Annotated in this window: 21 protein-coding genes and 1 pseudogene; 9 read left to right on the top strand and 13 right to left on the bottom strand. The window is 73.6% G+C overall.

Annotated features, from left to right (window positions below):
- Positions 1-4: 4 nt before the first annotated feature.
- Genes nirD through ACWEV0_RS09370 form a run of 3 tightly spaced genes read right to left on the bottom strand, consistent with a single transcriptional unit; the run spans position 5 to position 4,066 of the window.
- Positions 5-343 carry a nitrite reductase small subunit NirD gene (gene nirD, locus ACWEV0_RS09380; RefSeq protein WP_453147854.1) on the bottom strand — a complete coding sequence of 113 codons (339 nt, stop codon included), beginning with the start codon at positions 341-343 and terminating at the stop codon, positions 5-7.
- Complete coding sequence (gene nirB / locus ACWEV0_RS09375) at positions 343-2,880, bottom strand: nitrite reductase large subunit NirB (protein ID WP_453147852.1); 2,538 nt, start codon at positions 2,878-2,880, stop codon at positions 343-345. The genes nirD and nirB overlap by 1 nt, the downstream gene beginning before the upstream one ends.
- Position 2,881: 1 nt before the next feature.
- The gene (locus tag ACWEV0_RS09370; protein ID WP_453147850.1) at positions 2,882-4,066 is read right to left on the bottom strand and encodes an NAD(P)/FAD-dependent oxidoreductase; all 1,185 of its coding nucleotides are present in this window, start codon (positions 4,064-4,066) and stop codon (positions 2,882-2,884) included.
- A gap of 204 nt (positions 4,067-4,270) precedes the next feature.
- On the opposite strand from ACWEV0_RS09370, the gene ACWEV0_RS09365 reads away from it, so the two are divergent.
- The gene (locus ACWEV0_RS09365) at positions 4,271-5,662 is read left to right on the top strand and encodes a ferredoxin reductase family protein (RefSeq protein ID WP_453147848.1); all 1,392 of its coding nucleotides are present in this window, start codon (positions 4,271-4,273) and stop codon (positions 5,660-5,662) included.
- Between the two features lie 215 nt (positions 5,663-5,877).
- Complete coding sequence (locus ACWEV0_RS09360) at positions 5,878-6,663, top strand: sulfite exporter TauE/SafE family protein (protein ID WP_453147846.1); 786 nt, start codon at positions 5,878-5,880, stop codon at positions 6,661-6,663.
- A 15-nt stretch (positions 6,664-6,678) separates the two neighbouring features.
- Here the strand turns inward: ACWEV0_RS09360 and ACWEV0_RS09355 are convergent, their stop codons facing one another.
- From ACWEV0_RS09355 to ACWEV0_RS09345, 3 genes are all read right to left on the bottom strand, one after another.
- Positions 6,679-7,242 carry a class F sortase gene (locus tag ACWEV0_RS09355; RefSeq protein WP_453147957.1) on the bottom strand — a complete coding sequence of 188 codons (564 nt, stop codon included), beginning with the start codon at positions 7,240-7,242 and terminating at the stop codon, positions 6,679-6,681.
- Positions 7,243-7,396: 154 nt separating this feature from the next.
- A complete protein-coding gene (locus tag ACWEV0_RS09350; protein ID WP_453147844.1) occupies positions 7,397-7,975 on the bottom strand; it encodes a hypothetical protein in 579 nt (192 codons plus the stop codon).
- Between the two features lie 222 nt (positions 7,976-8,197).
- Positions 8,198-8,989 (bottom strand): aminotransferase class IV, encoded by a 792-nt coding sequence (locus ACWEV0_RS09345; RefSeq protein ID WP_453147842.1) that lies wholly within the window; start codon positions 8,987-8,989, stop codon positions 8,198-8,200.
- 86 nt (positions 8,990-9,075) lie between these two features.
- On the opposite strand from ACWEV0_RS09345, the gene cutA reads away from it, so the two are divergent.
- Positions 9,076-9,801 (top strand): divalent cation tolerance protein CutA, encoded by a 726-nt coding sequence (gene cutA / locus ACWEV0_RS09340; RefSeq protein WP_453147840.1) that lies wholly within the window; start codon positions 9,076-9,078, stop codon positions 9,799-9,801.
- Here cutA and ACWEV0_RS09335 read toward each other — a convergent pair.
- The 4 genes and pseudogenes from ACWEV0_RS09335 to ACWEV0_RS09320 all read right to left on the bottom strand — a co-directional run.
- Positions 9,788-11,938 carry a molybdopterin oxidoreductase family protein gene (locus tag ACWEV0_RS09335; protein ID WP_453147838.1) on the bottom strand — a complete coding sequence of 717 codons (2,151 nt, stop codon included), beginning with the start codon at positions 11,936-11,938 and terminating at the stop codon, positions 9,788-9,790. The genes cutA and ACWEV0_RS09335 overlap by 14 nt on opposite strands.
- 72 nt (positions 11,939-12,010) lie before the next feature.
- Positions 12,011-12,700, bottom strand: a complete 690-nt coding sequence (locus ACWEV0_RS09330) for a SanA/YdcF family protein (protein WP_453147955.1) — start codon at positions 12,698-12,700, stop codon at positions 12,011-12,013.
- A gap of 34 nt (positions 12,701-12,734) precedes the next feature.
- Positions 12,735-13,238: a hypothetical protein gene (locus ACWEV0_RS09325; RefSeq protein WP_453147959.1), complete on the bottom strand. Its 504-nt coding sequence runs from the start codon at positions 13,236-13,238 to the stop codon at positions 12,735-12,737.
- A 47-nt stretch (positions 13,239-13,285) separates the two neighbouring features.
- A pseudogene (locus ACWEV0_RS09320) lies at positions 13,286-13,471 on the bottom strand (aquaporin family protein); the annotation flags it as partial.
- A 75-nt stretch (positions 13,472-13,546) separates the two neighbouring features.
- On the opposite strand from ACWEV0_RS09320, the gene ACWEV0_RS09315 reads away from it, so the two are divergent.
- The 6 genes from ACWEV0_RS09315 (at position 13,547) to ACWEV0_RS09290 (ending at position 21,352) form a co-directional block, all read left to right on the top strand.
- The gene (locus tag ACWEV0_RS09315) at positions 13,547-14,266 is read left to right on the top strand and encodes a hypothetical protein (RefSeq protein ID WP_453147836.1); all 720 of its coding nucleotides are present in this window, start codon (positions 13,547-13,549) and stop codon (positions 14,264-14,266) included.
- Positions 14,267-14,443: 177 nt separating this feature from the next.
- The gene (locus ACWEV0_RS09310; protein ID WP_453147953.1) at positions 14,444-15,262 is read left to right on the top strand and encodes a sirohydrochlorin chelatase; all 819 of its coding nucleotides are present in this window, start codon (positions 14,444-14,446) and stop codon (positions 15,260-15,262) included.
- A 54-nt stretch (positions 15,263-15,316) separates the two neighbouring features.
- A complete protein-coding gene (locus tag ACWEV0_RS09305; protein ID WP_453147834.1) occupies positions 15,317-16,681 on the top strand; it encodes a deoxyguanosinetriphosphate triphosphohydrolase in 1,365 nt (454 codons plus the stop codon).
- Positions 16,682-16,809: 128 nt separating this feature from the next.
- Positions 16,810-18,072, top strand: a complete 1,263-nt coding sequence (locus ACWEV0_RS09300) for an NAD(P)/FAD-dependent oxidoreductase (protein ID WP_453147832.1) — start codon at positions 16,810-16,812, stop codon at positions 18,070-18,072.
- A gap of 199 nt (positions 18,073-18,271) precedes the next feature.
- Positions 18,272-20,170, top strand: a complete 1,899-nt coding sequence (gene dnaG / locus ACWEV0_RS09295) for a DNA primase (protein ID WP_453147830.1) — start codon at positions 18,272-18,274, stop codon at positions 20,168-20,170.
- 111 nt (positions 20,171-20,281) lie between these two features.
- Positions 20,282-21,352 (top strand): RNA polymerase sigma factor, encoded by a 1,071-nt coding sequence (locus tag ACWEV0_RS09290; protein WP_453147951.1) that lies wholly within the window; start codon positions 20,282-20,284, stop codon positions 21,350-21,352.
- 4 nt (positions 21,353-21,356) lie between these two features.
- On the opposite strand, the gene ACWEV0_RS09285 is transcribed toward ACWEV0_RS09290, so the two are convergent.
- The 3 genes from ACWEV0_RS09285 to ACWEV0_RS09275 form a co-directional block, all read right to left on the bottom strand.
- Positions 21,357-23,288, bottom strand: a complete 1,932-nt coding sequence (locus ACWEV0_RS09285; protein WP_453147828.1) for an ABC transporter ATP-binding protein — start codon at positions 23,286-23,288, stop codon at positions 21,357-21,359.
- On the bottom strand, positions 23,288-25,021 hold the full coding sequence (locus ACWEV0_RS09280; RefSeq protein WP_453147827.1) for an ABC transporter ATP-binding protein: 1,734 nt from the start codon (positions 25,019-25,021) through the stop codon (positions 23,288-23,290). Before ACWEV0_RS09280 ends, ACWEV0_RS09285 begins: the two co-directional genes overlap by 1 nt.
- 140 nt (positions 25,022-25,161) lie before the next feature.
- Positions 25,162-26,601: an FGGY family carbohydrate kinase gene (locus tag ACWEV0_RS09275; RefSeq protein WP_453147825.1), complete on the bottom strand. Its 1,440-nt coding sequence runs from the start codon at positions 26,599-26,601 to the stop codon at positions 25,162-25,164.
- Positions 26,602-26,631 lie beyond the last annotated feature (30 nt).

The raw sequence follows: 26,631 nt of genomic DNA, 5'->3' as shown, positions 1-26,631 counted from the left end.
TCGGTCAAGAAACTTCTGGAGACCGGCGCACGGGATAGACCGCCACCGTCACCTCGTCGTCGTCCAGGCACCGGCCCGTCTCCAGGTCGAAGCGCTGCTTCAGGAGCGGCGAGGCCACGAACGGGCGCCCGCCCGCCGAGCCGATCAGCCCCCGCGCGAGCACCTGCGCGCCCGTGAACGGATCGCGGTTGTCGATCGCGTACGTCCGCCCCGCCCGGTCCTTGAAGACCGCGGCCTGCCGGCCGTCCGGGAGCAGCGCCGTCACGCCCCGGCCCGGGGTGAGCCGGGCCTCCTCGCAGACCGGCAGCCACGCCTCGTCGGTGGGGGAGAGTTCGAGCATCATCAGGCCATCGCCCCTTCTCGCGTGCCGATGGTGAGGACCGTCAGGTCCGGCTTGATCTGGTCGCGCTCCGGCACGAACCGCACCGACGGGTCCGGCGTCTCCGGCGCGTTGACGAAGGACACGAACCGCCGCAGCCGGTCCGGGTCGTCCAGAGTCTCGGCCCACTCGTCCTTGTAGCCCGCGACGTGCGCCGCCATCAGCGCCTCCAACTCGTCGCACAGCCCGAGCGAGTCGTGCACCACCACGTCCCGCAGGTGGTCGAGGCCGCCCTCCAGGCGCTCCAGCCACACCGAGGTGCGCTCCAGGCGGTCGGCGGTGCGGATGTAGAACATCAGGAACCGGTCGATCAGCCGGACCAGTTCGGCGTCCGAGAGGTCCTGGGCGAGCAGATCCGCGTGCCGCGGGGTGGCGCCGCCGTTGCCGCCCACGTACAGGTTCCAGCCGTTCGCCGTGGCGATGACCCCGAAGTCCTTCGACTGGGCCTCGGCGCACTCCCGGGCGCAGCCCGAGACCGCCGACTTCAGCTTGTGCGGGGCGCGCAGGCCCCGGTAGCGCAGTTCGAGCTGGATCGCCATCCTCACCGAGTCCTGCACGCCGTAGCGGCACCAGGTCTGCCCCACGCAGGACTTCACCGTGCGCAGCGCCTTGCCGTAGGCGTGCCCCGACTCGAAGCCCGCGTCGACGAGCCGCGTCCAGATCGACGGCAGCTGGTCCACCCGGGCGCCGAACAGGTCGATCCGCTGGCCGCCGGTGATCTTCGTGTAGAGCCCGAAGTCGCGGGCCACCTCGCCGATCACGATCAGCTTCTCCGGGGTGATCTCGCCGCCCGGGATGCGCGGCACCACCGAGTAGGAGCCGTTGCGCTGGAGGTTGGCCAGGTGGTGGTCGTTGGTGTCCTGGAGCGCCGCCTGCTCGCCGTCCAGGATGTAACCGCCCACCCCGATCGTCGGCGCGAGGGAGGCCAGGATCGACCCGACGGTCGGCTTGCAGACCTCGCAGCCCTCGCCGCCCTTCGCCTCCTCCCGCCCGTGCGAGTCGAGCAGCGCGGCGAACGACGTCACGCGCAGGGTGCGAGCGATCTCGTAGAGCTCGCTGCGGGTGTACGAGAAGCAGCCGCAGAGCCCTTTGCCCGTGGCCGCCGGCAGCAGCTTCTCGATCACCTTCACGCAACTGCCGCAGCCCGTACCGGCCTTGGTGCACTTCTTCACCTCGGGCAGCGTGCTGCACTGCGTGATGTCGTGCTTGGTCACGTTGTGGCAGGAGCAGATCACGGCGTCGTCCGGCAGCGCGGACGGGCCGAGCGCGACCGGCGCGCCCACGCCCGCCGGCAGCACCAGCTGCTCCGGCGAGACCGGCGGCCTGCTGCCGGTGAGCGGGCGCAGCAGGCCGTACGACTCGGCGTCGCCGACCAGCACACCGCCGAGCAGCACGCCGTCGCCGTCCACCACCAGCTTCTTGTAGACGCCCGAGCGCGAGTCGGAGTAGACCACGTCCAGGCTGCCCTCGGCCGTGCCGTGCGCGTCACCGAAGGAGGCCACGTCCACGCCGAGCAGCTTCAGCTTCGTCGACAGGTCGGCGCCCGTGAAGCCCTTCGTGTCCGCCTCGGCGATCGCCGCGGCCGCCGTCTGCGCCATCTCGTAGCCGGGCGCCACCAGGCCGTACACCCGGCCGTCCGAGGCGAGCGCGCACTCGCCGATCGCGAACACGGCCGGGTCCGACGTCCGGCACAGCTCGTCCACGGCGATGCCGCCGCGCTCGCCGACCGTCAGGCCGCAGTCGCGGGCCAGCTGGTCGCGGGGACGCACGCCCGCCGAGAACACCACCATCTCCGTGGCCAGTTCGGAGCCGTCCGACAGGCGCATCGCCGTGACCGCGCCGTCCTCGGTCACGATCTCCTGCGTGCCGGTCCCGGTGTGGACGGTCAGGCCCATCTGCTCGATGGTGCGCAGCAGGGCCGCGCCGCCGCCCTCGTCGACCTGCACCGGCATGAGGCGCGGCGCGAACTCCACGATGTGCGTGTCGAGGCCGAGGCCCTTGAGCGCGCCGGCCGCCTCCAGGCCGAGCAGCCCGCCGCCGACCACCGCGCCGGTCGTACGGCCCTTCGCGTACTCCTCGATCGCGAGCAGGTCCTCGATCGTGCGGTAGACGAAGCAGCCGCGGGCGTCCTTGCCGGGCACGGGCGGCACGAAGGGGTACGAGCCGGTGGCGAGCACGAGCGTGTCGTAGGCGAGGACCCGGCCGGAGCGGGCGGTGACCGTCCGCGCCTCGCGGTCGACGGCGATCGCCGGGTCGTCGGTGTGCAGCTCGATGCCGTGCCGCTCCATGAAGCCGGCCTCGACCATGGACAGGTCGTCCGGCGTCTTCCCGGAGAAGTACGAGGTCAGCTGCACCCGGTCGTAGGCCGGCCGGGGCTCCTCGCAGAGCACCACGACCCGCGCCCGCGCGGTGACGCCCCGGTCCGCGAGCGCCTCCAGGAACCGCTGGCCGACCATGCCGTGGCCGACGAGCACGATGGTGGGGGTGTACGGGGTCGTCATCTCAGGAGCCTCCGTCGTGGGTGAGCAGGTGAAGCAGCGGGGCGTCGGGCAGGGCCTCGTCGCCCTCCCAGGCCCGGGCGAGCGTCCCGACCGCGCCGAGGTCGCCGAGCAGCACACCGCCGACGAGCCGGTCACCGCGGACGACGACCTTGCGGTAGGCACGGCGGGTGGCGTCGGTGAGCTGGACGACGTCGTCGCCGGGCGCGGGTGTGGTCTCGCCGAATGCGGCGAGGTCGAGGGCGTCGGGCCCGCCGAGGGTGAGCCGGGTGAGGGCGCGGGTGCCGGTGTAACGGGGCGCGTCGCCCAGGAGCACGTCCGCCAGGACGTCCGCCTGGTCCAGTGCCGGGCCCGCCAGGCCGTAGACGCGGCCGTCGTGTTCCGCGCAGTCGCCGATCGCGTGGATGTACGGGTCCGAGGTGCGCAGTCGGTCGTCCACGACCACGCCCGTCCGGACGTCGAGCCCCGCCTCGCGGGCCAGCGCCACGCGGGGCCGCACCCCGCACGCCAGGACCACGATCCGCGCGTCGAGGACGAAGCCGTCGGCGAGTTCGACCGCGGTGACGGCGCCGTCCTCCTGGCGGAGGCCGGTGACGCGGCACTCGGTGTGGACCTCGACGCCGAGGGCGGTGAGGTGCTCCCGCAGCAAGCCGGAGGAGGAGACGTCCAGTTGGCGCTCCATCAGGTGCTCGGCCTGCTGCGCGAGCACGACCTCCGCGCCGAGTGCCGCGAGGGCCCGCGCCGCCGAGACGCCGAGCAGACCGCCGCCGATGACCACCGCGCGCACGCCGGGCCGTACCAGCTCGCGCAGCGCGAGACAGTCGTCCATCGTGCGGAAGGGCAGGACGCCGGACGGGAGTTCGGCGCCGCGCAGGCCGCGCAGCGGAGGCAGGACGGGGGCCGAGCCGGTGGCCAGGACCAGGCGGTCGTACGGGACGAGCGAACCGTCCGCGCACTCGACCGTGCGGGCCGCGCGGTCGACGCGCACCGCCCGGACGCCGAGCCGGGCCGGCTCGCGCGGGTCGGGCAGGGCGATGACCTCGGGGCCGTACCGGCCGGCGAGGACATCCGCGAGCAGCACCCTGTTGTACGGTGCGTGCGGCTCCTCGCCGAGGAGCGTGACCGGCAGGCGCTGGGCGAGCCGGGCGCCCGCCGTTCCGCCCCCGACCACCACGATCCGTGTACTCATACCGGGAAGCGTGCGCGGCGGGTGTTACCCGTCGACATCCCTCCTGTTTCCCGTACGGAACGCTGATCTCACGCCCCGGCCGGACCGCTGTGAGGGCCGTCGAGGATTAACCGCCCGTCAGCGCTCGCTCAAGGCCGCCTTAAGGATCGCCGCCGCGGCCCCGAACCCGCGTTCCCCGTATACCGGCCGCCCTAGTGTGCCGACGTGACCACCGAGGCTCCGCACCCCCTCTACGCTCCCGTCTCCGTCCGGCTGGCCGCGGCCCGAACACCGGAGGAGCCCGCGCCGCCCCGCCTCGACCCCGACCGGCTCCGTGCCGCGATAGTCGCCGGCGCGGGGGCCGTCGCCCTCTGCTGGGGCGTCCAGGCCCGGCCGTCCGCCCGGCTCGACGCGCTGTTCGCGACCGGCGCGCACCTCACCGGACTGCTCGCCGGATACGGCGTGCTCGTCATGCTCCTGCTCATGGCGCGAGTGCCGGCGGTCGAGCACGGCGTCGGCGCCGACCGGCTCGCCCGCTGGCACGCGCGCGGCGGGCGCCACGTCCTCGGCCTGGTCGCCGCGCACGCGCTCCTCGCCCTGTGCGGTCACGCCGCCCACAGCGGCACCGACCTGGTCGCCGCCGGGCGCGGGCTGCTCGGCTATCCGGCGGTCGCCGCCGCCTGCGCCGGCACCCTGCTCCTGGCCGCCGTCGGGGTGTCGTCCGCCCGGGCCGCCCGCCGCCGGATCCGGCACGAGACCTGGCGCCGGCTGCATCTGCTCAGCCACCTCGCCTTCGCCCTCGGCTTCGTGCACCAGCTCGCCGGACCCGACCTGGCGGCCTCGGCGCCGACCCGGTGGCTCTGGTCGATGGCGCACGCCACCGTCGCCGTGCTCCTCGTCTGGTACCGGATCGTCGTGCCCGCGCGCCGGGCCCTGCGGCACGAGCTGCGGGTCGCCGAGGTGCGCGCCGAGGGCCCGGGCGTGGTGTCCGTGCTCGTGCGGGGGAGGGGCGTGGCCGAGCTGCGGGCGGAGCCCGGGCAGTTCTTCCGCTGGCGGTTCCTGCGGCCCGGGCTCTGGTCGACCGCGCTGCCGTTCTCGCTGTCCGCGCCGGTCCGCGACGACACCCTGCGGATCACCGTGAAGGCGCTCGGCGACCACACCCGTCGCGTGCGGCGGCTGCGCCCCGGCACCCGGGTCGTCGCCACCGGCCCGTTCGGCGCGCTCACCGCCCACCGCCGGACCCGGCGCAAGGTGCTGCTCCTCGCCGGCGGCGTCGGCATCACACCGCTGCGCGCCCTGTTCGAGACGCTGCCCGGCGGCCCCGGCGACCTCACCCTGCTCTACCGGGCCTCCGACGCCGGCGGGCTCGTGCTCCGGGCGGAGCTGGAGGCCATCGCCCACGAGCGGCGGGCCGCCCTGCACTATCTGCTCGGCCCGTCCGGAGACTCCTTCGACCCCCTCGCGCCGCGCGCCCTGCGCGAGCTGGTGCCCGACCTCGCCGCCCACGACGTCTATCTGTGCGGGCCGCCGGGGATGGCGCGGGCCGCGACCGCGTCACTGATCCGGGCCGGGGTCCCGGCCCGCCGCATCCACAGCGAGGACTTCAGCCATGCCTAGACACCGTCGCCGTGCCGCGGGAACCGGCTCCCGGCGGTGGGCCGCGGCCGGGCTGCTCGCGGCAGGGGCCGTCGCCGCCACGCTGCTGACCGTCGCCGTCGACCCGGCCGCCCCGCCCGCGCCCGACCGGGAGCCGGCCACGGCAAGCTCTGACGTAGCTCAAGACTCAGCCGATTGATGGACGGCACACCTATTCCGTTCCTAGGCTCACGCCCATGCCTGACATATCCCTGACCACTCTTGTCCTGCTCTGCCTCGCGGCCTTCGCCGCCGGCTGGATCGACGCCGTGGTCGGGGGCGGCGGGCTGCTCCAGCTGCCCGCGCTGCTGCTCGGGCTGCCGCACGTGCCGGCCGCGCAGATCCTCGGCACCAACAAGGCCGTGTCGATCGTCGGCACCTCCGGCGCGGCCGTCACCTACCTGCGCAAGGCGCCGGTGAAGGTGGGCATGGCGGTAAGGATCGGGCTCGCCGCCCTGCTCGGGTCGATGGCCGGCGCCTTCTTCGCGGCCGGGATCAGCAGCGCCGTGCTCCGTCCGGTGATCATGGTGGTGCTGCTCGGGGTGGCCGGCTTCGTCATGTTCCGGCCGTCCTTCGGCACCCGGGCGGCGGGCGAGGAGCGGGCGGCGCTCACCCGGGCCCGGATCGTCACCGCCGTCGTCGTGGTCGGCGGCGGCATCGGCTTCTACGACGGGCTCTTCGGGCCCGGCACCGGCACCTTTCTCGTGCTCGCGCTGACCGCCGTGCTCCATCTGGACCTGGTGACGGCCTCCGCCACCTCGAAGATCGTCAACGTCTGCACCAACGCGGGCGCGCTCGCGATGTTCGCCTACCAGGGGCACGTGCTGTGGCAGCTCGCCGCCGTCATGGCCCTCTTCAACCTGGCCGGCGGGACGCTCGGCGCCCGGATGGCGCTGGCGAAGGGCGCCGAGTTCGTGCGCGGCGTGCTGCTCGTGGTCGTCTTCTCGCTGGTCGCGAAGCTCGCCTTCGACCAGTGGGCGTGACCGGGCCCGACGGGCTCACTTCACGCCGATGAGGTGGCCGAAGGCGACCACGTTGCCCTGGTAGCCGCCGGCCTTCCGCGAGAAGCCGCCGCCGCAGGTGATCACCCGGATCTCGGCCCGGTCCGCCTCCCCGTACACCTTGGCGTCGGGGAAGGCGCTCTTGTCGTAGACCTCGACCGCGTCGATCGTGAAGACGGCGGTCCGGCCGTCCCGCCGGTCCACCTCGATCCGGTGGCCCTTCTTCAGCGCGCCGAGCGCGTAGAAGACGGCCGGGCCCTGCGCGTTGTCGACATGGCCGGCGACGATCGCGGTGCCCTTGGCGCCGGGCCGGGTGCCGTCCTCGTACCAGCCGGCCAGATTGCGGTCGGCGGCCGGCGGCACGTCGAGGGCGCCGTCCGCGCCGAGCCCGAGGCCCGTCAGGGGCGCGTCCACGTCGATCTCGGGGATCCGCAGCCGGACCGGGACGGACGGCGGGAGCGGGTCGGCGGCGGCGTCGGTGTGGACGCTCGGCCCGGCGGCGAAGGCCTGCGCGGCCGACGGCACGGGCGGGGTGACCTGGCCGGAGCCGTTCTGGATCATCCACAGGCCCACGCAGGCGGCGACGGCTATGCCCCAGCCCTTGCTCCTGTTGGTCACGACCTCATGTCCTTCCGGAGGGCCTACCCGAGGGGTGGTCCTGCCCCCGCCGGGCCGTCAGCTGGCGCGCGGCGGGGACAGGACGTCGGCGGTACGGTCAGCCGTCCTGCGCGCCGCTCGCCCGGCGGCGCAGGAGCCACGTACCGCCCACGGCGGCCACGGCCAGCACCGCCGCGCCCGCCGTGACCTGGGCGGTGTCGGGGCCGACGCTGCCCCCGACACCGGTCTGCACATGGCCGCTCGGGCTCTTGTGCTTGACGAAGAGCTCGCCGCGGGCCGACCGTCCGTTGTCGCAGTGGACGCTGATCGTGTACGTCCCGGACTGGGCGTGGTGCGGCACCGTGAACTGGCCGACCACGACCTCCTTGTGGGTGCTCGGGTTCAGGTGGAACTCGCCCGCGTCGAGCCCGTCCGTCTTGCCGATGCCGTGGCCGTGCTCCCCGCAGGCGGTGGTGTTCACGGTGACCAAGGTGCCCGGCTCGGCCGAGGACGGGAAGATCTCCAGCGACTCCGAGCCGCCGTGCTGCCCGCCGCCGTGGTCGCCGCTGCTGTTGTGGTCGCCGTCGTTGTTGTTCCAGTCTCCGTTGGCGAAGGCCACCGGACCGGTGGCGAAGACGCCGAGGGCGGCGAACGTCAGCGCGGTACCGCTGAGCAGTCGGGCAGGGGTGCGGCGCATGGGGGACCTCCGGGGCGCGCGTACGGTCTCTCGGAAAGGGGCTTCCGTAGGTCCGAGATAAATGCGTGCCCGGACGGCTCGCCTGCTGATGTCCCATCAGAATTGCTCCGTCCGGAGCGGCGCGTCGCCTGGATCTTCCGCGTTTACGCAGGTCAGCGCGAGTTTCCAGGCGTCAGCTGACGGTCCGTGCCGAACGGGTGACCGCCTCGGGGCCCGGTCCGCCTACAGCGCTTCCCAGGGCGCCGCCTCGTACGCCGCGTACACCCGCTCCATCAGCTTCTCGTCCACCCGGAGCGGGGTGTCGTCGATCCGGGTCACCGGGGCGATCCCGCGCGCGCTCGTCACGAAGGCCGCGCGCAGCTGCGGCACCTCCGCCAGCGTCACGGGCCGGGACACCGACGGCAGCTGCGGGGCCACCAGGGACATGGTGGTGCCGACGAGGTGCGGCGCGGCCGGCCAGATCACCGAAGTGCCGTCCCAGAACGCGATGTTGGTGACCGCACCCTCGGCGATCTCGTGCTCCGGGCCGCCCGTCAGCAGCGCCTCGTCGAAGCCCGCACGGCGGGCCGCGTCGCCGTGGTAGCGCTGGCCGAAGCCGCCCAGGTGCTTGATGTGCGCCGCCGGACGCCAGTACGGCACGGACTTCAGGGCCTTCGGCGAGCGGTCCTGCGAGAACGGCGCCCGCACGGTCACCACGGTGTGCGGCCGGCCGCCGTCGCTGCCCTCGTACACGTACACCCGCGCCGACGCGTCCTTCCGGTCCGCGCCCGCGAGCGCCCCGGTGAGCAGCGCCCGCACCCGCCCGCCGTCCAGGCCGAGGCCGAACAGCTCGCGCGTCGACCGGTCGAGCCGCTCCAGGTGCAGGCCGAGACCCTGGACGCGGCCGTCGCGCACCTGCATCGCCGTGTAGTGGCCGTAGCCGCTCATGAGGGACGCGAGGACACCGGGCTCGGTGGCGGCCGGAGCGCCGTCGATCTCGACGTACAGGTCCTGGGGCCGGGGAGACGTCGTCATGGGCCCACCGTATGCCCGGGGCACCGCACGGCCCAGGGCGCCCGCGCCCTGCTGCGCACGGCCCGGTTCGCCCGTACGGTGAGGGAGTGATCGTCACCGTCCGCACCACCACCGACGCGCGCGCCAAGGCCGAGACCCTGGCGCGCGGCGCCGTCGAGGCCCGGCTCGCCGCCTGTGCGCAGCTCTCGGGGCCCGTCACCTCCGTCTACCACTGGCAGGGCGCGGTCGAGACCGCCGAGGAGTGGGAGGTGACGTTCAAGACCACGGAGGCCCGCTACCCCGCCCTGGAGGCCCACCTCCTCGCCACCCACGACTACGAGACGCCCGAGATCCTCGCGACCCGGGTGACCCGGGTGAGCGCGGAGTACGCCCGCTGGGTCGAGCGGGAGACCTCGGAGCCCGCGGCGATCGAGGCCGGCGCGCCGGCGCACGACGAGCGCCCGTTCTTCGTGTACGGGACGCTGCGCCCGGGCGCGTACAACCACGACCGCTTCCTCGCCGGCCGGATCGGCACCGAGGCGGACGCCGTGCTGCACGGGGCGGTCCTGTACGACGGGCCCGGCTATCCGTACGTCCTCCCGGCGGACGGGGGCCGGGTCGTCGGCACCCTGCTCACCCCCGCGCCCGGTGCCTACGGCGAGCTGTTCGGCCTGCTCGACCGGCTCGAACTGCCCGTCGGCTACGAGCGGGTGGCGATGGACGTCGAGCGGGTACGGGACGGGGCGCGGGTGTCCGCCTGGGTCTTCCTGGCGACGCCGGACGCGCCCCTGGGCGAGGTCATCGAGAGCGGGGACTGGTTCAACCGGCCGTAGTGCCGGAGCCCTTGGCGGACTCGTCGGCGGCCGGCTCCAGGCGGACCGCGCACACCTTGAACTCGGGCATCTTCGACACCGGGTCGAGCGCCGGGTTGGTCAGCGTGTTCGCGCGGCCCTCGCCCGGCCAGTGGAAGGGCATGAAGACCGTGTCCGGGCGGATCGCGGCCGTGATCCGGGCCGGCGCCACCGCCCGGCCGCGCCGTGACACCACCGCGACGGCCTCGCCCTCCGCGACGCCGATCCGCTCGGCGAGCCGGGGGTGGAGCTCGACGAAGGAGCCGGGCGCGGCCGCGTTCAGCTCGGCGACGCGCCGGGTCTGCGCGCCCGACTGGTACTGGGAGACGACCCGCCCGGTCGTCAGGACCACCGGGTAGTCGGCGTCGGTCTCCTCGGCCGCCGCGCGGTGCACGACGGGCACGAACCGGGCCCGCCCGTCGGGCGTGGCGAACCGGTCGAGGAAGAGCCGCGGGGTGCCCGGACCACCGCCCGTGCCACCACCCGTACCGCTCTCGTCCGGGCAGGGCCAGAACACGCCCTGCTCCTCCTCGATCCGGCGGTAGCTGATGCCCGCGTAGTCGGCCGGGCCGCCCGCCGAGGCGCGCCGCAGCTCCTCGAAGACCTCCTCCGGGTCGGCCGGGAAGCCCTTCTCCCAGCCGAGCCGGGCCGCGAGCCCGTGCAGCACCTCCAGGTCGCTGCGGACGCCCGGCGGCGGGGTGAGGGCGCGGCGGCGCAGCAGCACGCGGCCCTCCAGGTTGGTGGTGGTGCCGGTCTCCTCGGCCCACTGGGTGACGGGGAGGACCACGTCCGCCAGCGCCGCGGTCTCGGACAGGACGACGTCGGCGACGGCGAGGAAGTCCAGGGACCGCAGCCGCTCCTCGATGTGCGCGGCGCGCGGGGCGGAGACCACCGGGTTGGAGCCCATGAGCAGGAGGGCCTTCACGTCCCCGCCCAGGGCGTCGAGGAGTTCGTAGGCGCTCCGGCCCGGCCCCGGCAGGGACTCCGGCGGGACCCCCCACACCCCGGCGACGTGTTCCCGGGCGGCCGGGTCGTCGAGCTTGCGGTAGCCGGGCAACTGGTCGGCCTTCTGGCCGTGCTCGCGGCCGCCCTGGCCGTTGCCCTGGCCGGTGAGGCAGCCGTAGCCGCTGTACGGCCGGCCGGCCTTGCCGGTGGCCAGGCAGAGGTTGATCCAGGCGCCGACGGTGTCGGTGCCCTTGGACTGCTGCTCGGGGCCGCGCGCGGTGAGCACCATGCCGCTCCCGGCCTCGCCGAACATCCGTACCGCCTCGCGCAGTCGCGGCACGGGCACGCCGGTGATCCGCTCCACGTGCTCCGGCCAGTGCGACATCGCCCCGGCCCGGGCCGCCGCCCAGCCCGCCGTGCGCGCGGCGACGAACTCCTCGTCGACCCGGCCCTCGGCGACGACCAGGTGCAGCATGCCGAGCGCGAGCGCCAGGTCGGTGCCGGGGCGCGGGGCGAGGTGCAGGTCGGCCTGTTCGGCGGTGCGGGTGCGGCGCGGGTCGACGACGACCAGCCGGCCGCCGTTCTCCTTCAGCTCGGTGAGGTAGCGCAGCGCGGGCGGCATGGTCTCGGCGAGGTTGGAGCCGACGAGGATCACGCAGCCGGTCTTCGGGATGTCCTCCAGCGGGAAGGGCAGGCCGCGGTCGAGGCCGAAGGCCCGCTGGTGCGCGGCGGCGGCGGAGGACATGCAGAAGCGCCCGTTGTAGTCGATCTGCGAGGTGCCGAGGACGAGCCGGGCGAACTTGCCGAGCGCGTACGCCTTCTCGTTGGTCAGACCGCCGCCGCCGAAGACCCCCACGGAGTCGGCCCCGTGGCCGTCGCGGGTGCGGCGCAGCCCGTCGGCGACGGCGGCGAGGGCCTCCTCCCAGGTCGCGGGCCGCAGCGCCCCCGTGTCAGGGCAGCGGACCAGGGGCTCGGTGAGCCGGACCCGGGAGGAGAGCACGGCGGGGGCGGTGCGGCCCTTGCCGCACAGCGCGCCCCGGTTGACGGGGAAGTCGGGCCGGTCGACCACCTCGACGGGCAGCTCCCCGGCGCCTCCCGCGGTGGGGCGCAGGTTCATGCCGCACTGGAGGGCGCAGTAGGGGCAGTGCGTGGGGACGGTGGTGACCTCTGACATGAGCCGAGGATGCGGCGGCCGTGTTACGGGCGAGGACCTGACGGATTACGGACGGGGTGCCGTGCGCTCCTTTCAGCGGGTCGCGACGGGTGAGGCGAGGGCCTTCGTCACGCCGTCCTCCTTGGCGCCGAGGAACGTCGGATCGGGCCGCAGGGCCGCGTCCAGGGCCGCCTTCCCCGCGGCGGCCATCTCGCGGGTGGTGCCGTAGTACCAGGTGACGTCGTGCGGTTCGCCCACCCCGACCCCGTACGACTGGACGCCCGCCGCCCCGCACAGCGCCACGGCCCGCTTCACGTGGAAGTCCTGGGTGACGAGCACCGCGCGGTCCACGCCGAAGATCTTCCTGGCGCGCACGCACGAGTCCCAGGTGTCGAAGCCCGCGTAGTCGCTGACCACCCTGGAGTCGGGCACGCCGCGCTGGGCCAGGTACTTCCGCATGGCGCTCGGCTCGTCGTACTCGGTGCGGCTGTTGTCGCCGGTGACGAGCAGGACCTTGACCTTGCCGGTGCGGTAGAGCTCGGCGGCGGTGTCGAGGCGGTGCGCGAGGTACGGGGTGGGGCGCCCCTTCCAGAGGCCGGCGCCGAAGACGACGGCGACGTCCTGGGCGGGTACGTCGGCGGTGGTGCGGAGGCGGTCGGCGGTGCTGGTGTGCAGCCAGGCGGCGGGGGCGAGGGCGAGCACGGCCGCGAGCATCACGGCCTGGACGGCGCGGCGGCGGCCCCGGGTGGTGCGGGGGAGGCGGGGCAGGCGGACGCCGCGCATGGGTGGGACCTCCGGTCGGGTTTTCGGGACGTTGTCACACGGTCGGACGCGTTTCGGCGGGCTGTGGTTCGCTCGCGCCGCGTTCCGTGCCGTACCGCCCTCCGTACAGCACGCTCGACAGTCCCATGCCGAGGAGCATCCCGAGGAACTGTGCGGCGGCGAAGGCGGGCACGGAGCCCGGCGCGATGCCGGTGAAGGAGTCGGACAGCGCGCGGCCGACGGTGGCCGCCGGGTTGGCGAAGGAGCCGGAGGAGGTGAACCAGATCGCCGCGCCGATGTAGCAGGCGACGGCGACCGGGGCGAGCGCCGGGCGGCCGATGCGGCGCAGGCCCTGCACGACGAGGACGAGCCCGGCGGTGGCGACGGCCTCGCCGAGCAGGAGGTGGAGGTCGGCGCGCTCGGTGGTGGCGAGGGCGGCACCGGGCGTGCGGCCGAACATCGCCTCGGCGAGCAGCGCGCCGGTGACCGCGCCGGCGAGCTGGGCGGCGATGTAGAGGACGGCCTCGCGGCGCCGTCCTCGTGCCGGCGCGCCCACCACTCGGAGAGGGTGACGACCGGGTTGAAGTGGGCGCCGGAGAGCGGGCCGATGAGCGCGATGAGCAGGCCGAGCCCGACGGCGGACGCGGCGGCGTTGGCGAGCAGCCGGACGCCGGTGTCCGGGCTGAGGGCGTCGGCGCGGAGGCCGGAGCCGACGATGACGGCGACGAGGGCGGCGGTGCCGGTGAACTCGGCGAGGGCACGCCGGGGGAGCGGCACAGGGGAGAGTCTCATAACGGAAAAGATATTCCGTGATTCGGAAGAGAAAAAGAGGGGAGGAGAGGGGCGGGCTGTCCATAGGATCCGCTGGTGATCGACAACGCCCCGGGGGCCACCGACGCCCTGCTCTCCGCCGCCGTCCGCAACAACGCCGACTGGTGCGACACGATGTGCCGCGCCCACGGCCTCTCCGGCGCCTTCGGCCCGCGCGCCTGGAGCAGCCCGCGGCGCACCCCGCTCTACTACCCGGACGCCGTCACCCTGGCCCCGGACACGGCCGCCGAGGACTTCCTGGACGCCGTCGACCGCACGGCCCCCGGCGCCTCCGTCAAGGACAGCTACGCGCGCCTCGACCTGGCCGGGTCCGGATTCTTCACGCTCTTCGAGGCCCAGTGGATCCACCGCCCCGCGGGTCTCCCGGTCCGTGGCGAGACCGCCGGCGCCCGCCCGGTCCGCACCCCCGCCGAACTCGCCGCCTGGGCCCTCGCCTGGAGCGGCGGCGACGCCGACGAGGCCGCCCTCTTCCGCCCCGGGCTCCTCGACGACCCCGCCACGACGATCGTCGCCGCCCACGCCCCCGACGGCCGGATCCTCGGCGGCGCCGTCCTCACCGACAGCGCCGGCGTCACCGGCGTCTCCAACGTCTTCACGGTGGACGACCTCCCGGCCGCCCACGCCTGGTCCGCGGCCCTCGCCCACGCCGCCCCCGACCGCCCGGTCGTCGGCTACGAGTCGGGCGACGACCTGGAGGCGGCCCAGGAGGCCGGCTTCGGAACGATCGGGCCGCTGCGGGTGTGGCTGGCGCAGTGAGCGGCACGGGGCGGGTGTGACCGGCGGGCTGAGCGGCCGGTGCGGGGTGAGGCGCCGCTGTGAGGCCGCGGCAACCAGCCGTGACCCGGGCGAAACTGCCAGGCAACCTGCCCCCGGCACGATCGGCGCATGAAGAGGCAGGAGCCGGACCCCACGTTCGACAGCAGCGCCGCCGGGATGCTCGGCCGCATCTTCGCGCGGCCGGCCGCTCGCGACGCCCCCACCCTCATAGCCGTCGGCCACGGCAGCCGCGACCCGCGCGCCGCCGCCACCCTCGGCCTCCTCGCCGACCGGGTACGGGAGCTGCGGCCCGGCCTCGACGTACGGCTCGCGCACATCGAACTGAACGCACCACTGCTCGCCGACACCCTCGCCGGCCTCGCGGGACCGGGCGCCGACACCCGCGCCGGCTTCGCGCGGCCGGGGCGCGGCGCCGTGCTCGTGCCGTTGCTCCTCGCCCGCGGCCACCACGTCAAGCACGACCTGCCGGCCGCGGCGGCCGCCGCGCCCGCCGGCGTCCGCGTGCGGATCGCCGAACCCCTCGGCCCGCACCCGCTGCTCGTCGAGGCCCTCGCCGACCGGCTCGCCGAGGCCGGCTGGACCCCGCAGGACGGTGCCTCGCCCACCACCGGCGTCGTCCTCGCCGCCGCGGGCTCGCGCGACCCCGAGTCCGCCGCCGACATCCGCCGCATCGCCGCCCGGCTCGGCGAACGCCTCGGCGGCGTGCCGGTACTCGCCGCGTTCGCCTCCGCCGCCGGCCCCACCGTCCCCGAGGCCGTCCGCGCGCTCGCCACCCGCGGCCGCCACCGCATCGCCGTCGCCTCCTGCTTCACCGCCCCCGGCCTCTTCGCCACCCGCGCCGCCGCCCACGCCCCCTGGCTCGCCACGGCCCCCCTCGGCCCGCACCCGGCCCTCGCCCGGCTGATTCTGCACCGCTACGACGAGGTGGCCATGTCCCCCGCCCCGGCAAGGGAGTTCGCCGCCGCGACCGGCTGACGCGCGAGCCGCGTCTCGCCCCTTCTGTCCGTGCCGCCCGTTACCGTCGACACCATGGAAGGCTTCGCAGACCCCACCCGTACCGGCACCACTCCCACCCCCACCCCCGGCTACGACCCCCTCGCCCTCGAACGCTGGGCCCCCGAGCCCGACAAACGGCCCGGCCGCACCGCCTTCCAGCGCGACCGCGCGCGGGTGCTGCACTCCTCCGCGCTGCGCAGGCTCGCCGGCAAGACTCAGGTCGTGGACCCCGGCTCCCTGCCCCGGCCCCTCGGCTCCGCCCAGGCAGGGGGGATCCCCGTCCACACCTGGGACGCCAGCCCGCGCACCCGGCTCACCCACTCCCTGGAGTGCGCCCAGGTCGGCCGCGAGCTGGGCGCCGCGCTCGGCTGCGACCCGGACCTGGTCGAGGCGGCGTGCCTGGCGCACGACATGGGCCACCCGCCCTTCGGGCACAACGGCGAGCAGGCGCTCAACGACGTCGCCAAGGACTGCGGCGGCTTCGAGGGCAACGCGCAGTCGCTCCGCCTGCTCACCCGCATCGAGCCCAAGCGGTTCATCGCCGACCCCGTCACCGGCGACCCCGTCAGCGTCGGCCTGAACCTGACCCGCGCCGCGCTCGACGCCGCCACCAAGTACCCCTGGCCGCGCGGCGGGCACCCCACCGACCCGGGTTCGCCGAAGTTCGGGGTGTACGAGGACGACCTGCCGGTCTTCGAATGGGTCAGGAAGGGCGCGCCGGAGTACCGCAAGTGCTTCGAGGCGCAGGTGATGGACTGGTCCGACGACGTGGCGTACTCGGTGCACGACTTCGAGGACGGCCTGCACGCCGGGCACATCGACCCCAACATGCTGTTCTCCGAGCCCGAGCGCGCCGACATCTGGCAGGTGGCCCTCGGCCGGTACGTACCGGAGGACACCGATCCGCAGGAGCTCGCCGACGCCCTCGACCGGCTCGTCGACCAGGACTGGTGGCCGCACGGCTACGACGGCTCGGCCGTCGCCCAGGCCCGGCTCAAGGACGCCACCAGCCAGCTCATCGGGCGCTTCTGCCTGGCCGCCGAGGGCGCCACCCGGCAGGCGTACGGCGGCGGCCGGCTCACCCGTTACGGCGCCGAGCTGGTCGTCCCGCGCGGCACCCGCAACGAGTGCGCGGTGCTCAAGGCGATCGCCGACCGGTACGTGATGCAGCGCGCCGAGCAGGAGGCGCTCCGGGCCGACCAGCGGATCGTCGTCGCCGAGCTCGCCGAGGCGCTCGCGGCCCGCGCGCCCGAGGGTCTCGACCCGCAGTTCCGGGCCCTGTTCGCCGCCGCGCCGGACGAGCGTTCCCGCAAGCGGGTGATCGTCGACCAGATCGCCTCCCTCACCGACGCCTCCGCCCGCACCCTCCACGCCCGGCTCCGGACCCCCCGCCGCTAAGGGCCGTTCGCCCTCTTTCGCCTTCCCGGCCGGTGCGGCACCCTCGCATGCACGCCCCGAGGCGGTACGGCCCGGCCCGGGCCCGGGGGCGTAGCGTAGGGAACCGGTCGCAACGAGGAGGAATCAACGTGGTCGACGCAGATCAGACCTTTGTCATCGTCGGCGGGGGCCTGGCCGGGGCCAAGGCGGCGGAGACCCTGCGCTCCGAGGGCTTCAACGGGCGGGTGATCCTCATCTGCGACGAACGCGAGCGCCCCTACGAGCGCCCACCGCTCTCCAAGGGCTACCTCCTCGACAAGGACGAGCGGGACTCCGTCTTCGTCCACGAGCCCGGCTGGTACGCGCAGCACGACGTCGAGCTCCACCTGGGCCAGCCCGTCACCGCCGTCGACCGCGAGGCGCACACCGTCCGCCTCGGCGACGGCACCGTCATCCGCTACGACAAGCTGCTCCTCGCCACCGGCGCCGAGCCGCGCCGCCTCGACATCCCCGGCACCGACCTCGCCGGCGTGCACCACCTGCGCCGGCTCGCCCACTCCGAGCGGCTCCGCGACGAGATCAGGAAACTCGGCCGGGAGAACGGCCAGCTGGTCATCGCCGGCGCCGGCTGGATCGGCCTGGAGGTCGCCGCCGCGGCCCGTACGTACGGCGCCGAGGTCACCATCGTCGAGGCCGACCCCACCCCGCTCCACCGGGTCCTCGGCCCCGAACTCGGCCAGATCTTCGCCGACCTGCACACCGACCACGGCGTCCGCTTCCACTTCGGCGCCCGGCTCACCGAGATCACCGGCCAGGACGGCATGGTCCTCGCCGCCCGCACCGACGACGGCGAGGAGCACCCCGCCCACGCCGTCCTGGTCGCCATCGGTGCCGCCCCGCGCACCGCCCTCGCGGAGAACGCCGGCCTCGCCCTGGTCGACCGCGCCGACGGCGGCGGCGTCGCCGTCGACGAGGCGCTGCGCACCTCCGACCCGGACGTCTTCGCCGCCGGCGACATCGCCGCCGCCCACCACCCGCTGCTGCACACCCGGCTGCGCGTCGAGCACTGGGCCAACGCCCTCAACGGCGGCCCGGCCGCCGCCCGCGCGATGCTCGGGCAGCACGTCTCCTACGACCGCGTCCCCTACTTCTTCACCGACCAGTACGACCTGGGCATGGAGTACTCGGGCTGGGCGCCGCCCGGCTCGTACGACCAGGTCGTGGTGCGCGGCGACACCGGCAAGCGGGAGTTCGTCGCCTTCTGGCTGAAGGAGGGCCGGGTGATCGCGGGCATGAACGTGAATGTGTGGGACGTCACAGACCCGATCCAGAAGCTCATCCGGTCCCGGGCGCAGGTGGACCAGGACCGCCTGGCGGACGCGTCGGTACCGCTGGAGAGCCTCACCGAGTAGCCCCGAGGCAGCCCGGGGACCCCCGCCGTCACCCGTAGCTGCATCTCTGCGGGGGACGACCCCCGGACCCCCGCAGGCTGCATCTCGCGGGGGACGACCCCCGGACCCCCGTAGCTGCATCTCTGCGGGGGACGACCCCCGGACCCCCGTAGCTGTATCTCTGCGGGGGACGACCCCCGGACCCCCGTAGAATTCATGCGTGGCAGGCAGGATCAACGATGACGACGTGAAGGCGGTACGGGACGCGGTCCCGATCGACGCCGTCGTGTCCGAGTACCTCCAGCTCCGCAACGCAGGCGGCGGGAACCTGAAGGGACTCTGCCCCTTCCACGACGAGAAGTCGCCCTCCTTCCAGGTCAGCCCGAGCAAGGGACTCTTCCACTGCTTCGGCTGCCAGGAGGGCGGCGACACCATCGCCTTCGTGATGAAGATCGACCACCTCACCTTCTCCGAGACGGTCGAGCGCCTCGCCGCCAAGGCGGGCATCACCCTGCGCTACGAAGAGGGCGGCTACAACCCCGGCCACCAGCGCGGCGAGCGCACCCGCCTGGTCGAGGCGCACCAGGCCGCCGCCCGGTACTACGCCGAGCAACTCGGCTCCGCCGAGGCCGAGATCGGGCGCCGCTTCCTCGCCGAGCGCGGCTTCGACCAGGCCGCCGCCGAGCACTTCGGCGTCGGCTACTCCCCGGCCGGCTGGGACCACCTCACCCGCTTCCTGCGCGGCAAGGGCTTCTCCGACCGCGAGTTGATCCTCTCCGGCCTCTCCCAGGACGGCCGCCGCGGCCCCATCGACCGCTTCCGCGGCCGGCTGATGTGGCCGATCAAGGACGTCGGCGGCGACGTCGTCGGCTTCGGCGCCCGCAAGCTGCGCGACGACGACAACGGGCCCAAGTACCTCAACACGCCCGAGACGCCGATCTACAAGAAGTCCCAGGTGCTCTACGGCATCGACCTGGCCAAGAAGGACATCGCCAAGGTCAGCCGCGCGGTCGTCGTCGAGGGCTACACCGACGTCATGGCCTGCCACCTGGCCGGCGTCACCACCGCCATCGCCACCTGCGGCACCGCCTTCGGCGGCGAGCACATCAAGATCCTGCGCCGGCTCCTCATGGACAACGGCTCGGCCCGGGTGATCTTCACCTTCGACGGCGACGCCGCCGGCCAGAAGGCCGCCCTGCGCGCCTTCGAGGACGACCAGAAGTTCGCCGCCGAGACCTACATCGCCATCGCCCCCGAGGGCATGGACCCCTGCGAGCTGCGCCTCGCCAAGGGCGACGAGGCCGTCGTCGACCTGGTCCAGCCACGCACCCCGCTCTTCGAGTTCGCGCTGCGGCAGATCGTCGGCCGCTACGATCTGGAGATCCCCTCCGGCCGCGCCGCCGCGCTCGACGAGGCCGCGCCGATCGTGGCCCGGATCAAGAACGTGGCCTCGCAGCACGAGGTCGCCGTCCAGCTCGCCGGCATGCTCGGCATCCTCGACACCCAGTTCGTGGTCCGCCGGGTCGCCCAGATCGCCCGCTGGCAGCGCGGCGGCGGGGGCAAGGAGCCCGACCGGCGCGCCGAGCGGCGCAAGCCGTACGACACGGCCGGCATCCAGGCACCGGTCGCCCCGGCGGGCCCCGCGCTCAACCTGCGCAGCCCCGCCCACCGCACCGAGCGCGAGCTGCTCAAGCTGGCCCTGCAGCGCCCGGAGCTGGTCTCCCCGGCCTTCGACGCGTACGGGGTCGACGAGTTCACCGCCCCGCCGTACGCGGCCGTCCGCCAGTGCATCCAGGACGCGGGCGGCGCCACCGGCGCGCCCGCCGACTACCTCGACGCGGTCCGCGAGGCCGCCCCGGACGACACCGTGCGCGCGCTCGTCACCGAACTCGCCGTCGAGACGATCTTCGCGAAGATCGTCGACGAGGCGTACGCGGGCGACCAGCTCGTGACCGTACGGCTCCGGGCCGTCGACCGCCGCATCCGTGACGTCCAGGGCACCCTCGCCCGGCTCGGCGCGCACGGCGACCCGGCCCAGGTGGCCGCCGTGCAGAACGAGCTGTGGGTGCTCACGCAGTACGGGCAGTCGCTGCGCAACCACGGGGCCGCGGCGCTCTGACGCCGTCGGACGCCCTCCGACGTCCGGTTGACGGTCTCTGACGTTCGGTGACCCGCCGAACTCAAAAAGTCACCGCACGCCCCTCGTAGCGGTGTTGTGTCGTACGACACACTGGGTGGACGGTCCGTCCCGCCCTGGAGGTCGCCCCCCGTGCAGACGCAGCCCCAGACCCTCGCCGTGACCGACGAACCCTCCCCGGTCGAGCTCGTGGCCGTCGAACAGGAACCGGAGGTCCCGGCCCAGCGCCGCCGCGCCGACGCCGGCGGCAACGGCCCGTCCTCCGACCTCTTCCGCCAGTACCTGCGCGAGATAGGCAGGGTGCCGCTGCTCACCGCGGAGGAGGAGGTCGAGCTCGCCCGCCGGATCGAGGCCGGCCTCTTCGCCGAGGAGAAGCTCGCGAGCACCCCCGACCTGGACAGCCGCCTCGCCCACGACCTCGACCGGCTCGTGGTCCTCGGCCGCATCGCCAAACGCAGGCTGATCGAGGCCAACCTCCGGCTCGTCGTCTCCGTCGCCAAACGCTACGTGGGCCGCGGCCTCACCATGCTCGACCTGGTCCAGGAGGGGAACCTGGGCCTGATCCGGGCCGTGGAGAAGTTCGACTACGCGCGCGGCTACAAGTTCTCGACGTACGCGACCTGGTGGATCCGCCAGGCGATGTCCCGGGCCCTCGCCGACCAGGCCCGGACCATCCGCGTCCCCGTGCACGTCGTCGAACTCATCAACCGGGTCATCCGCGTCCAGCGCCGGATGCTCCAGGAACGCGGCTACGAACCGACCGCCGAGGAGGTCGCCGCCCAGCTCGACCTCGCGCCCGAGCGGGTCGGCGAGGTGCTGCGGCTCGCCCAGGAACCGGTGTCCCTGCACGCGCCCGTCGGCGAGGAGGACGACGTCGCCCTCGGCGACCTCATCGAGGACGGCGACGCCGCCTCCCCCGTCGAGTCCGCCGCGTTCCTGCTGCTGCGCGAACACCTGGAGGCCGTGCTCTCCACCCTGGGCGAGCGAGAACGCAAGGTCGTGCAGCTGCGCTACGGCCTCGACGACGGCAGGCCCCGCACCCTGGAGGAGATCGGACAGCTCTTCGGCGTGACGCGCGAACGCATCCGCCAGATCGAGTCCAAGACCCTCAACAAGCTGCGGGACCACGCCTACGCGGACCAGCTGCGCGGTTACCTCGACTGAGGCGTCAGTCGACTTCCGCGACCGCCTGCGCGAACTGCGCCGCGTACAGCCGGGCGTACGCCCCGCCCGAGGCCAGCAGCTCCTCGTGGGTGCCCTGTTCGACGATCGAGCCGTGCTCCATCACCAGGATCACGTCCGCGTCCCGGATGGTGGAGAGCCGGTGCGCGATGACGAACGAGGTCCGGCCGTGGGCGAGGCGGGCCATCGCCTTCTGGATCAGCACCTCGGTGCGGGTGTCGACCGAGCTCGTCGCCTCGTCGAGGACCAGGATCACCGGGTCGGACAGGAACGCCCGCGCGATGGTGATCAGCTGCTTCTCGCCGGCGCTGACGCCCGCGCCGTCGTCGTCGATGACCGTGTCGTAGCCCTCGGGGAGGGTACGGATGAAGCGGTCCGCGTGGGCCGCCCGCGCCGCCTCCTCGATCTCCGCCCGGGTCACCTCGCGCGTCGCGCCGTACGCGATGTTCTCGGCGATGGTGCCGCCGAACAGCCAGGTGTCCTGGAGGACCATGCCGATGCCGGCGCGCAGGTCCTCGCGGCGCATCCGCGCGATGTCGACGCCGTCGAGCGTGATCCGGCCGCCGGTGACCTCGTAGAACCGCATGAGCAGGTTCACCAGCGTGGTCTTGCCGGCGCCCGTCGGGCCGACGATCGCGACCGTCTGGCCCGGCTCCACGGTGAGCGACAGGTCCTCGATGAGCGGCTTGTCCTCCTCGTAACGGAAGGCCACGCCCTCCAGGGCCACCTTGCCCTTGAGGTCGGCCGGCTTCTCGCTCCTCGGCGCGTCCGGCTCCTGCTCCTCCGCGTCGAGCAGCTCGAAGATCCGCTCGGCGGAGGCGACGCCCGACTGCACCAGGTTCGCCATCGAGGCGACCTGGGTCAGCGGCATCGAGAACTGCCGGGAGTACTGGATGAACGCCTGCACGTCACCGATCGACAGGGTGCCGCTCGCCACCCGCAGACCGCCCACCACGGCCACCAGGACGTAGTTCAGGTTCGAGACGAAGAGCATGACCGGCTGCATGATGCCGCTGTTGAACTGGGCCTTGAAACCGGCCTCGTACAGCGCCTCGTTCTGCTCGGCGAAGTCCCGCGCGGACTCCTCCTGCCGGCCGAAGACCTTCACCAGCGTGTGGCCGGTGTACATCTCCTCGATGTGCGCGTTCAGCTTGCCCGTGGACTTCCACTGCTGCACGAAGTGCGGCTGCGAGCGCTTGCCGATCCTCGTCGCCACGACCACCGACAGCGGCACCGTGACCAGCGCCACCAGGGCGAGCAGCGGCGAGATCCAGAACATCATCGCGAGCACGCCGACGATCGTGAGCAGCGAGTTGACCAGCTGGCCCATCGACTGCTGGAGGGTCTGCGAGATGTTGTCGATGTCGTTGGTGGCGCGCGAGAGCACCTCGCCGCGCTTGGCCTTGTCGAAGTACGACAGCGGCAGCCGCGCCAGCTTCGCCTGGACGTCCTCGCGCATCCGGAACACGGTCCGGTTGATCACCTTGATCGACATGCGGGTCGACACCAGCATCAGCAGGCCCGCGAGCACGTAGACGCCGAGCGCGGTGCCCAGGACCTGGCCGACCGCGGTGAAGTCGATGCCCTTGCCCGGAGTGAAGTCCACCCCGGCCAGCATGTCGGCCATCCCCGTGTCGCCCTTGGCGCGCAGCGCCGCGAGCACCTGCTCCTTCGTGGCGCCCGCAGGCATCTGCTTCTGCTGCCCGACCACGCCCGCGAAGACGAGGTCGGTGGCCCTGCCGAGGATCTTCGGCCCGACGACCGAGGCCGCGACCGACAGCACGCCGGCGCCCAGCATCAGCCACAGCGCGCCGCGCTCGGGCGCGAGCTGCCGCAGCAGCCGCTTGCCCGAGCCCTTGAAGTCCATCGACTTCGAGTCCGGGCCGGCCCCGGCCATGGGCATACGTGGTCCGGCCATCAGGCTGCCTCCGCCTCGGTCAGCTGGGAGAGCACGATCTCCCGGTACGTCTCGTTCTCCGCCATCAGCTCGTGGTGCCGTCCGGTGCCGACGACCCGGCCCTCGTCGAGGACGACGATCCGGTCGGCTTCGCGGATGGTGGCGACCCGCTGGGCGACGATGACGACGGTCGCGTCGGCGGTCTCGTCGGCGAGCGCGGCACGCAGCAGCGCGTCCGTCTCGTAGTCGAGCGCCGAGAAGGAGTCGTCGAAGAGATAGATCTCCGGCCGCTGCACGAGCGTGCGGGCGATCGCGAGGCGCTGCCGCTGGCCGCCGGAGACGTTGGTGCCGCCCTGCGCGATCGGGGCGTGCAGGCCGCCCTCCAGCTTGGACACGAAGTCCTTGGCCTGGGCCACCTCCAGGGCGTGCCACAGCTCCTCGTCGGTCGCGTCCGGCTTCCCGTACCGCAGGTTCGTCGCCACCGTCCCGGAGAACAGGTATGGCTTCTGCGGGACGAGGCCGACCGTCCGCGCCATCAGGACGGGGTCGAGCGTGCGCACGTCCACGCCGTCGACGAGGACCTCTCCGCCGGTCACGTCGAAGAGCCGCGGCACGAGCCCGAGCAGCGTCGACTTGCCGGAGCCGGTCGAGCCGATGATCGCGGTGGTCTCGCCCGGCCGGGCGACCAGCTCGACGTCCCGCAGCACCGACTCCTCCGCGCCCGGGTACCGGAAGTCCGCGCTCCTGACCTCCAGGTGACCCCTTCGTCCGAGCTCGCGCACCGGCTCGGCCGGCGGCACGACGCTGGACTCGGTGCCGAGGACCTCCTCGATGCGCTCGGCGCACACCTCGGCCCGCGGCACCATCATGAACATGAAGGTGGCCATCATCACGGCCATCACGATCTGCATCAGATAGGCGAGGAAGGCGGTCAGCGCGCCGATCTCCATCCCGCCGCTGTCGATGCGGTGCGCGCCGAACCACACGACGGCGATCGACGACACGTTCACGACCGTCATCACGGTCGGGAACATCAGCGCCATCAGCCGGCCGGTGGCCAGCGACACCTCGGTCAGCTCGGTGTTCGACCCCTTGAACCGCTCGCGCTCGTAGCCGTCCCGGACGAAGGCGCGGATGACCCGGTTGCCGGTGATCTGCTCGCGCAGCACCCGGTTCACCGTGTCGAGCCGCGTCTGCATGGTGCGGAACAGCGGCCGCATCCGCCGTACGATCAGCGACACCGCGATGCCGAGCACCGGCACCACCGCGATCAGCACGGCCGACAGCGGCACGTCCTGCCCGAGGGCCATGATGATGCCGCCGACGCACATGATCGGCGCGGAGACCATCAGGGTGAACGCCATCAGGACCAGCATCTGGACCTGCTGCACGTCGTTGGTGGTCCGGGTGATCAGCGACGGCGCCCCGAAGTTCCCGACCTCCCGGGCCGAGAACGACTGCACCCGCGCGAACACCGCGGCCCGGACGTCCCGCCCGAGCGCGGCCGCCGTCCGCGCGCCGAAGTACACGGCACCGATGTTGCACAGCACCTGGACGACGGACACGCCGATCATCAGCGTGCCGAAGCGCAGGATGTAGCCGGTGTCCCCGTTGACGACACCGTTGTCGATGATGTCGGCGTTGAGGGTCGGCAGGTAGAGAGTGGCGCTGGTCTGCAGCAGCTGCAGCAGGACCAGCAGGGCGATGGGTTTCCTGTACGGCTGAAGGTGGGTTCGGAGAAGTCTTATGAGCACGGGTTCTACTATCGCCCGCGCTGCTGTGACGTTACGACTGGATTCCTCGCGTGGCGGGGAGATCGGGTGACGGTGTCCGCCGCCCGCGTCAGCCGGAGAACGCCCCGGGGGAGGGGCGCCGGGCGACGCCCGTGGGGACGTCAGCCGGAGAACGCTCCGGGGTGCATCTGCTCGCGGGTCGCGGAGTACTGCTGGCGCACGGCCTGTCCGACCGCCAGCTCCTCGCCCGGCTCGAAGACCTGCGCCGCCGCGCCCTGCCAGGCCGGCGGAGCGGCCGGCGACAGCGTGCCCTGCGACACCCCGAGCGCCCACGCCGCCTGCCGGGCGGCGCCGAGTGCCGCGTACTCGGCCGGCTGCGGTACGACGACCTGGGCGCCGAACAGCGCCGGTGCCAGCGCCTGTACGGCCGGCAGCCCGGCCGCCGCGCCGAGCAGGAACACCCGGCGCACCTCGACGCCCCGCCCGCGCAGCACGTCCATCGCGTCGGCGAGCGAGCACAGCATGCCCTCGAAGGCGGCCCGGGCCAGGTGCTCGGGCTTCATCGACTCGCGGCGCAGCCCGCTGAGGGTGCCGGCGGTGTGCGGCAGGTTCGGCGTCCGCTCGCCCTCCAGGTACGGCAGCAGCACCAACCCCGAGGAACCGGGCGTCGACTTGAGCGCGAGCGCGGACAGCTCGTCGAGGGACTCCGCGCCCAGCATCTCGGCGGTGCCGCGCAGCGCCCGTACCGCGTTGGAGACGTGCACGACCGGCAGGTGCATGCCGGTGGCGTCGGCGTACGAGGTGATCATCCCGTTCGGGTCGGTCAGCGCCTCGTGGTGGACGGCCATGACCGAGCCGGAGGCGCCGAGCGAGACGACGGCGTCGCCCGCGCCGACGCCGAGCCCGAGCGCGGCCGCCATCGTCTCCCCCGTACCGGCGGAGATCAGCAGCCCTTCGGGAGTGGTGCCGGCGGCCTCGGCCGGGGCCAGGACCTCGGGTAGCACGGCCTGGTGCCCGAGCGCCAGGTCGACCAGGTCGGGGCGGTAGGCGCCGGTCCGGGCGGACCAGTAGCCGGTGGCGGAGGCGGCGCCGCGGTCGGTGGTCCGGCGCGCGGGCCGGCCGAGCAGCTGCCACACCAGCCAGTCGTGGGGCTGCAGGATCATCGCGACGCGCTGCGCGTGCTCGGGCTCGCTGCGGGCCAGCCAGCGCAGCTTCGCGATCGGCAGCCCGGACTGCGGCACGGTCCCGACCGCGTCCGCCCACGCCTGCCGCCCGCCGAGCCCCTCGACGAGATCCGCGGCGGCGACCTGCGCCCGCTTGTCGTTCCCGACGAGTGCGGGCCGCACCAGACCGCCCTGCGCGTCCAGCGGCACGAGCCCGTGCTGCTGGGCGGACACCCCGATCGCCTGCACGCCTTCGAGCAGCCCGCCGGTCGCGGCCTCACCGAGGGAGAGCAGCCACGCCTGCGGGTCGACGTCGGTGGCCTTGGGTTCCAGGGGATGCGGGGCATGGGCCTGCCGCAGTACGGCGCCCGTGTCCGCGTCGCAGACGACGATGCGCGTGGAGTCGGAAGAACTGTCCAGACCGGCGACTATCCCCATGGCACATGATTCTGCCGCACGAGGACGGCT

Source organism: Streptomyces sp. NPDC003943, assembly GCF_053605265.1.
The sequence above is the reverse complement of the archived record's forward strand: the minus strand, read 5'-3'. Positions and strand labels throughout refer to the sequence as shown.

Bases quoted from the DNA above. Each gene is read 5' to 3' on its own strand.
- nirD (WP_453147854.1), bottom strand. From the start codon at position 343: ATGATGCTCGAACTCTCCCCCACCGACGAGGCGTGGCTGCCGGTCTGC.
- nirB (WP_453147852.1), bottom strand. From the start codon at position 2,880: ATGACGACCCCGTACACCCCCACCATCGTGCTCGTCGGCCACGGCATG.
- ACWEV0_RS09370 (WP_453147850.1), bottom strand. From the start codon at position 4,066: ATGAGTACACGGATCGTGGTGGTCGGGGGCGGAACGGCGGGCGCCCGG.
- ACWEV0_RS09360 (WP_453147846.1), top strand. From the start codon at position 5,878: ATGCCTGACATATCCCTGACCACTCTTGTCCTGCTCTGCCTCGCGGCC.
- ACWEV0_RS09355 (WP_453147957.1), bottom strand. From the start codon at position 7,242: ATGATCCAGAACGGCTCCGGCCAGGTCACCCCGCCCGTGCCGTCGGCC.
- ACWEV0_RS09350 (WP_453147844.1), bottom strand. From the start codon at position 7,975: ATGCGCCGCACCCCTGCCCGACTGCTCAGCGGTACCGCGCTGACGTTC.
- ACWEV0_RS09345 (WP_453147842.1), bottom strand. From the start codon at position 8,989: ATGACGACGTCTCCCCGGCCCCAGGACCTGTACGTCGAGATCGACGGC.
- ACWEV0_RS09335 (WP_453147838.1), bottom strand. From the start codon at position 11,938: ATGTCAGAGGTCACCACCGTCCCCACGCACTGCCCCTACTGCGCCCTC.
- ACWEV0_RS09330 (WP_453147955.1), bottom strand. From the start codon at position 12,700: ATGCGCGGCGTCCGCCTGCCCCGCCTCCCCCGCACCACCCGGGGCCGC.
- ACWEV0_RS09310 (WP_453147953.1), top strand. From the start codon at position 14,444: ATGCTCGGCCGCATCTTCGCGCGGCCGGCCGCTCGCGACGCCCCCACC.
- ACWEV0_RS09305 (WP_453147834.1), top strand. From the start codon at position 15,317: ATGGAAGGCTTCGCAGACCCCACCCGTACCGGCACCACTCCCACCCCC.
- ACWEV0_RS09285 (WP_453147828.1), bottom strand. From the start codon at position 23,288: ATGGCCGGACCACGTATGCCCATGGCCGGGGCCGGCCCGGACTCGAAG.
- ACWEV0_RS09275 (WP_453147825.1), bottom strand. From the start codon at position 26,601: ATGGGGATAGTCGCCGGTCTGGACAGTTCTTCCGACTCCACGCGCATC.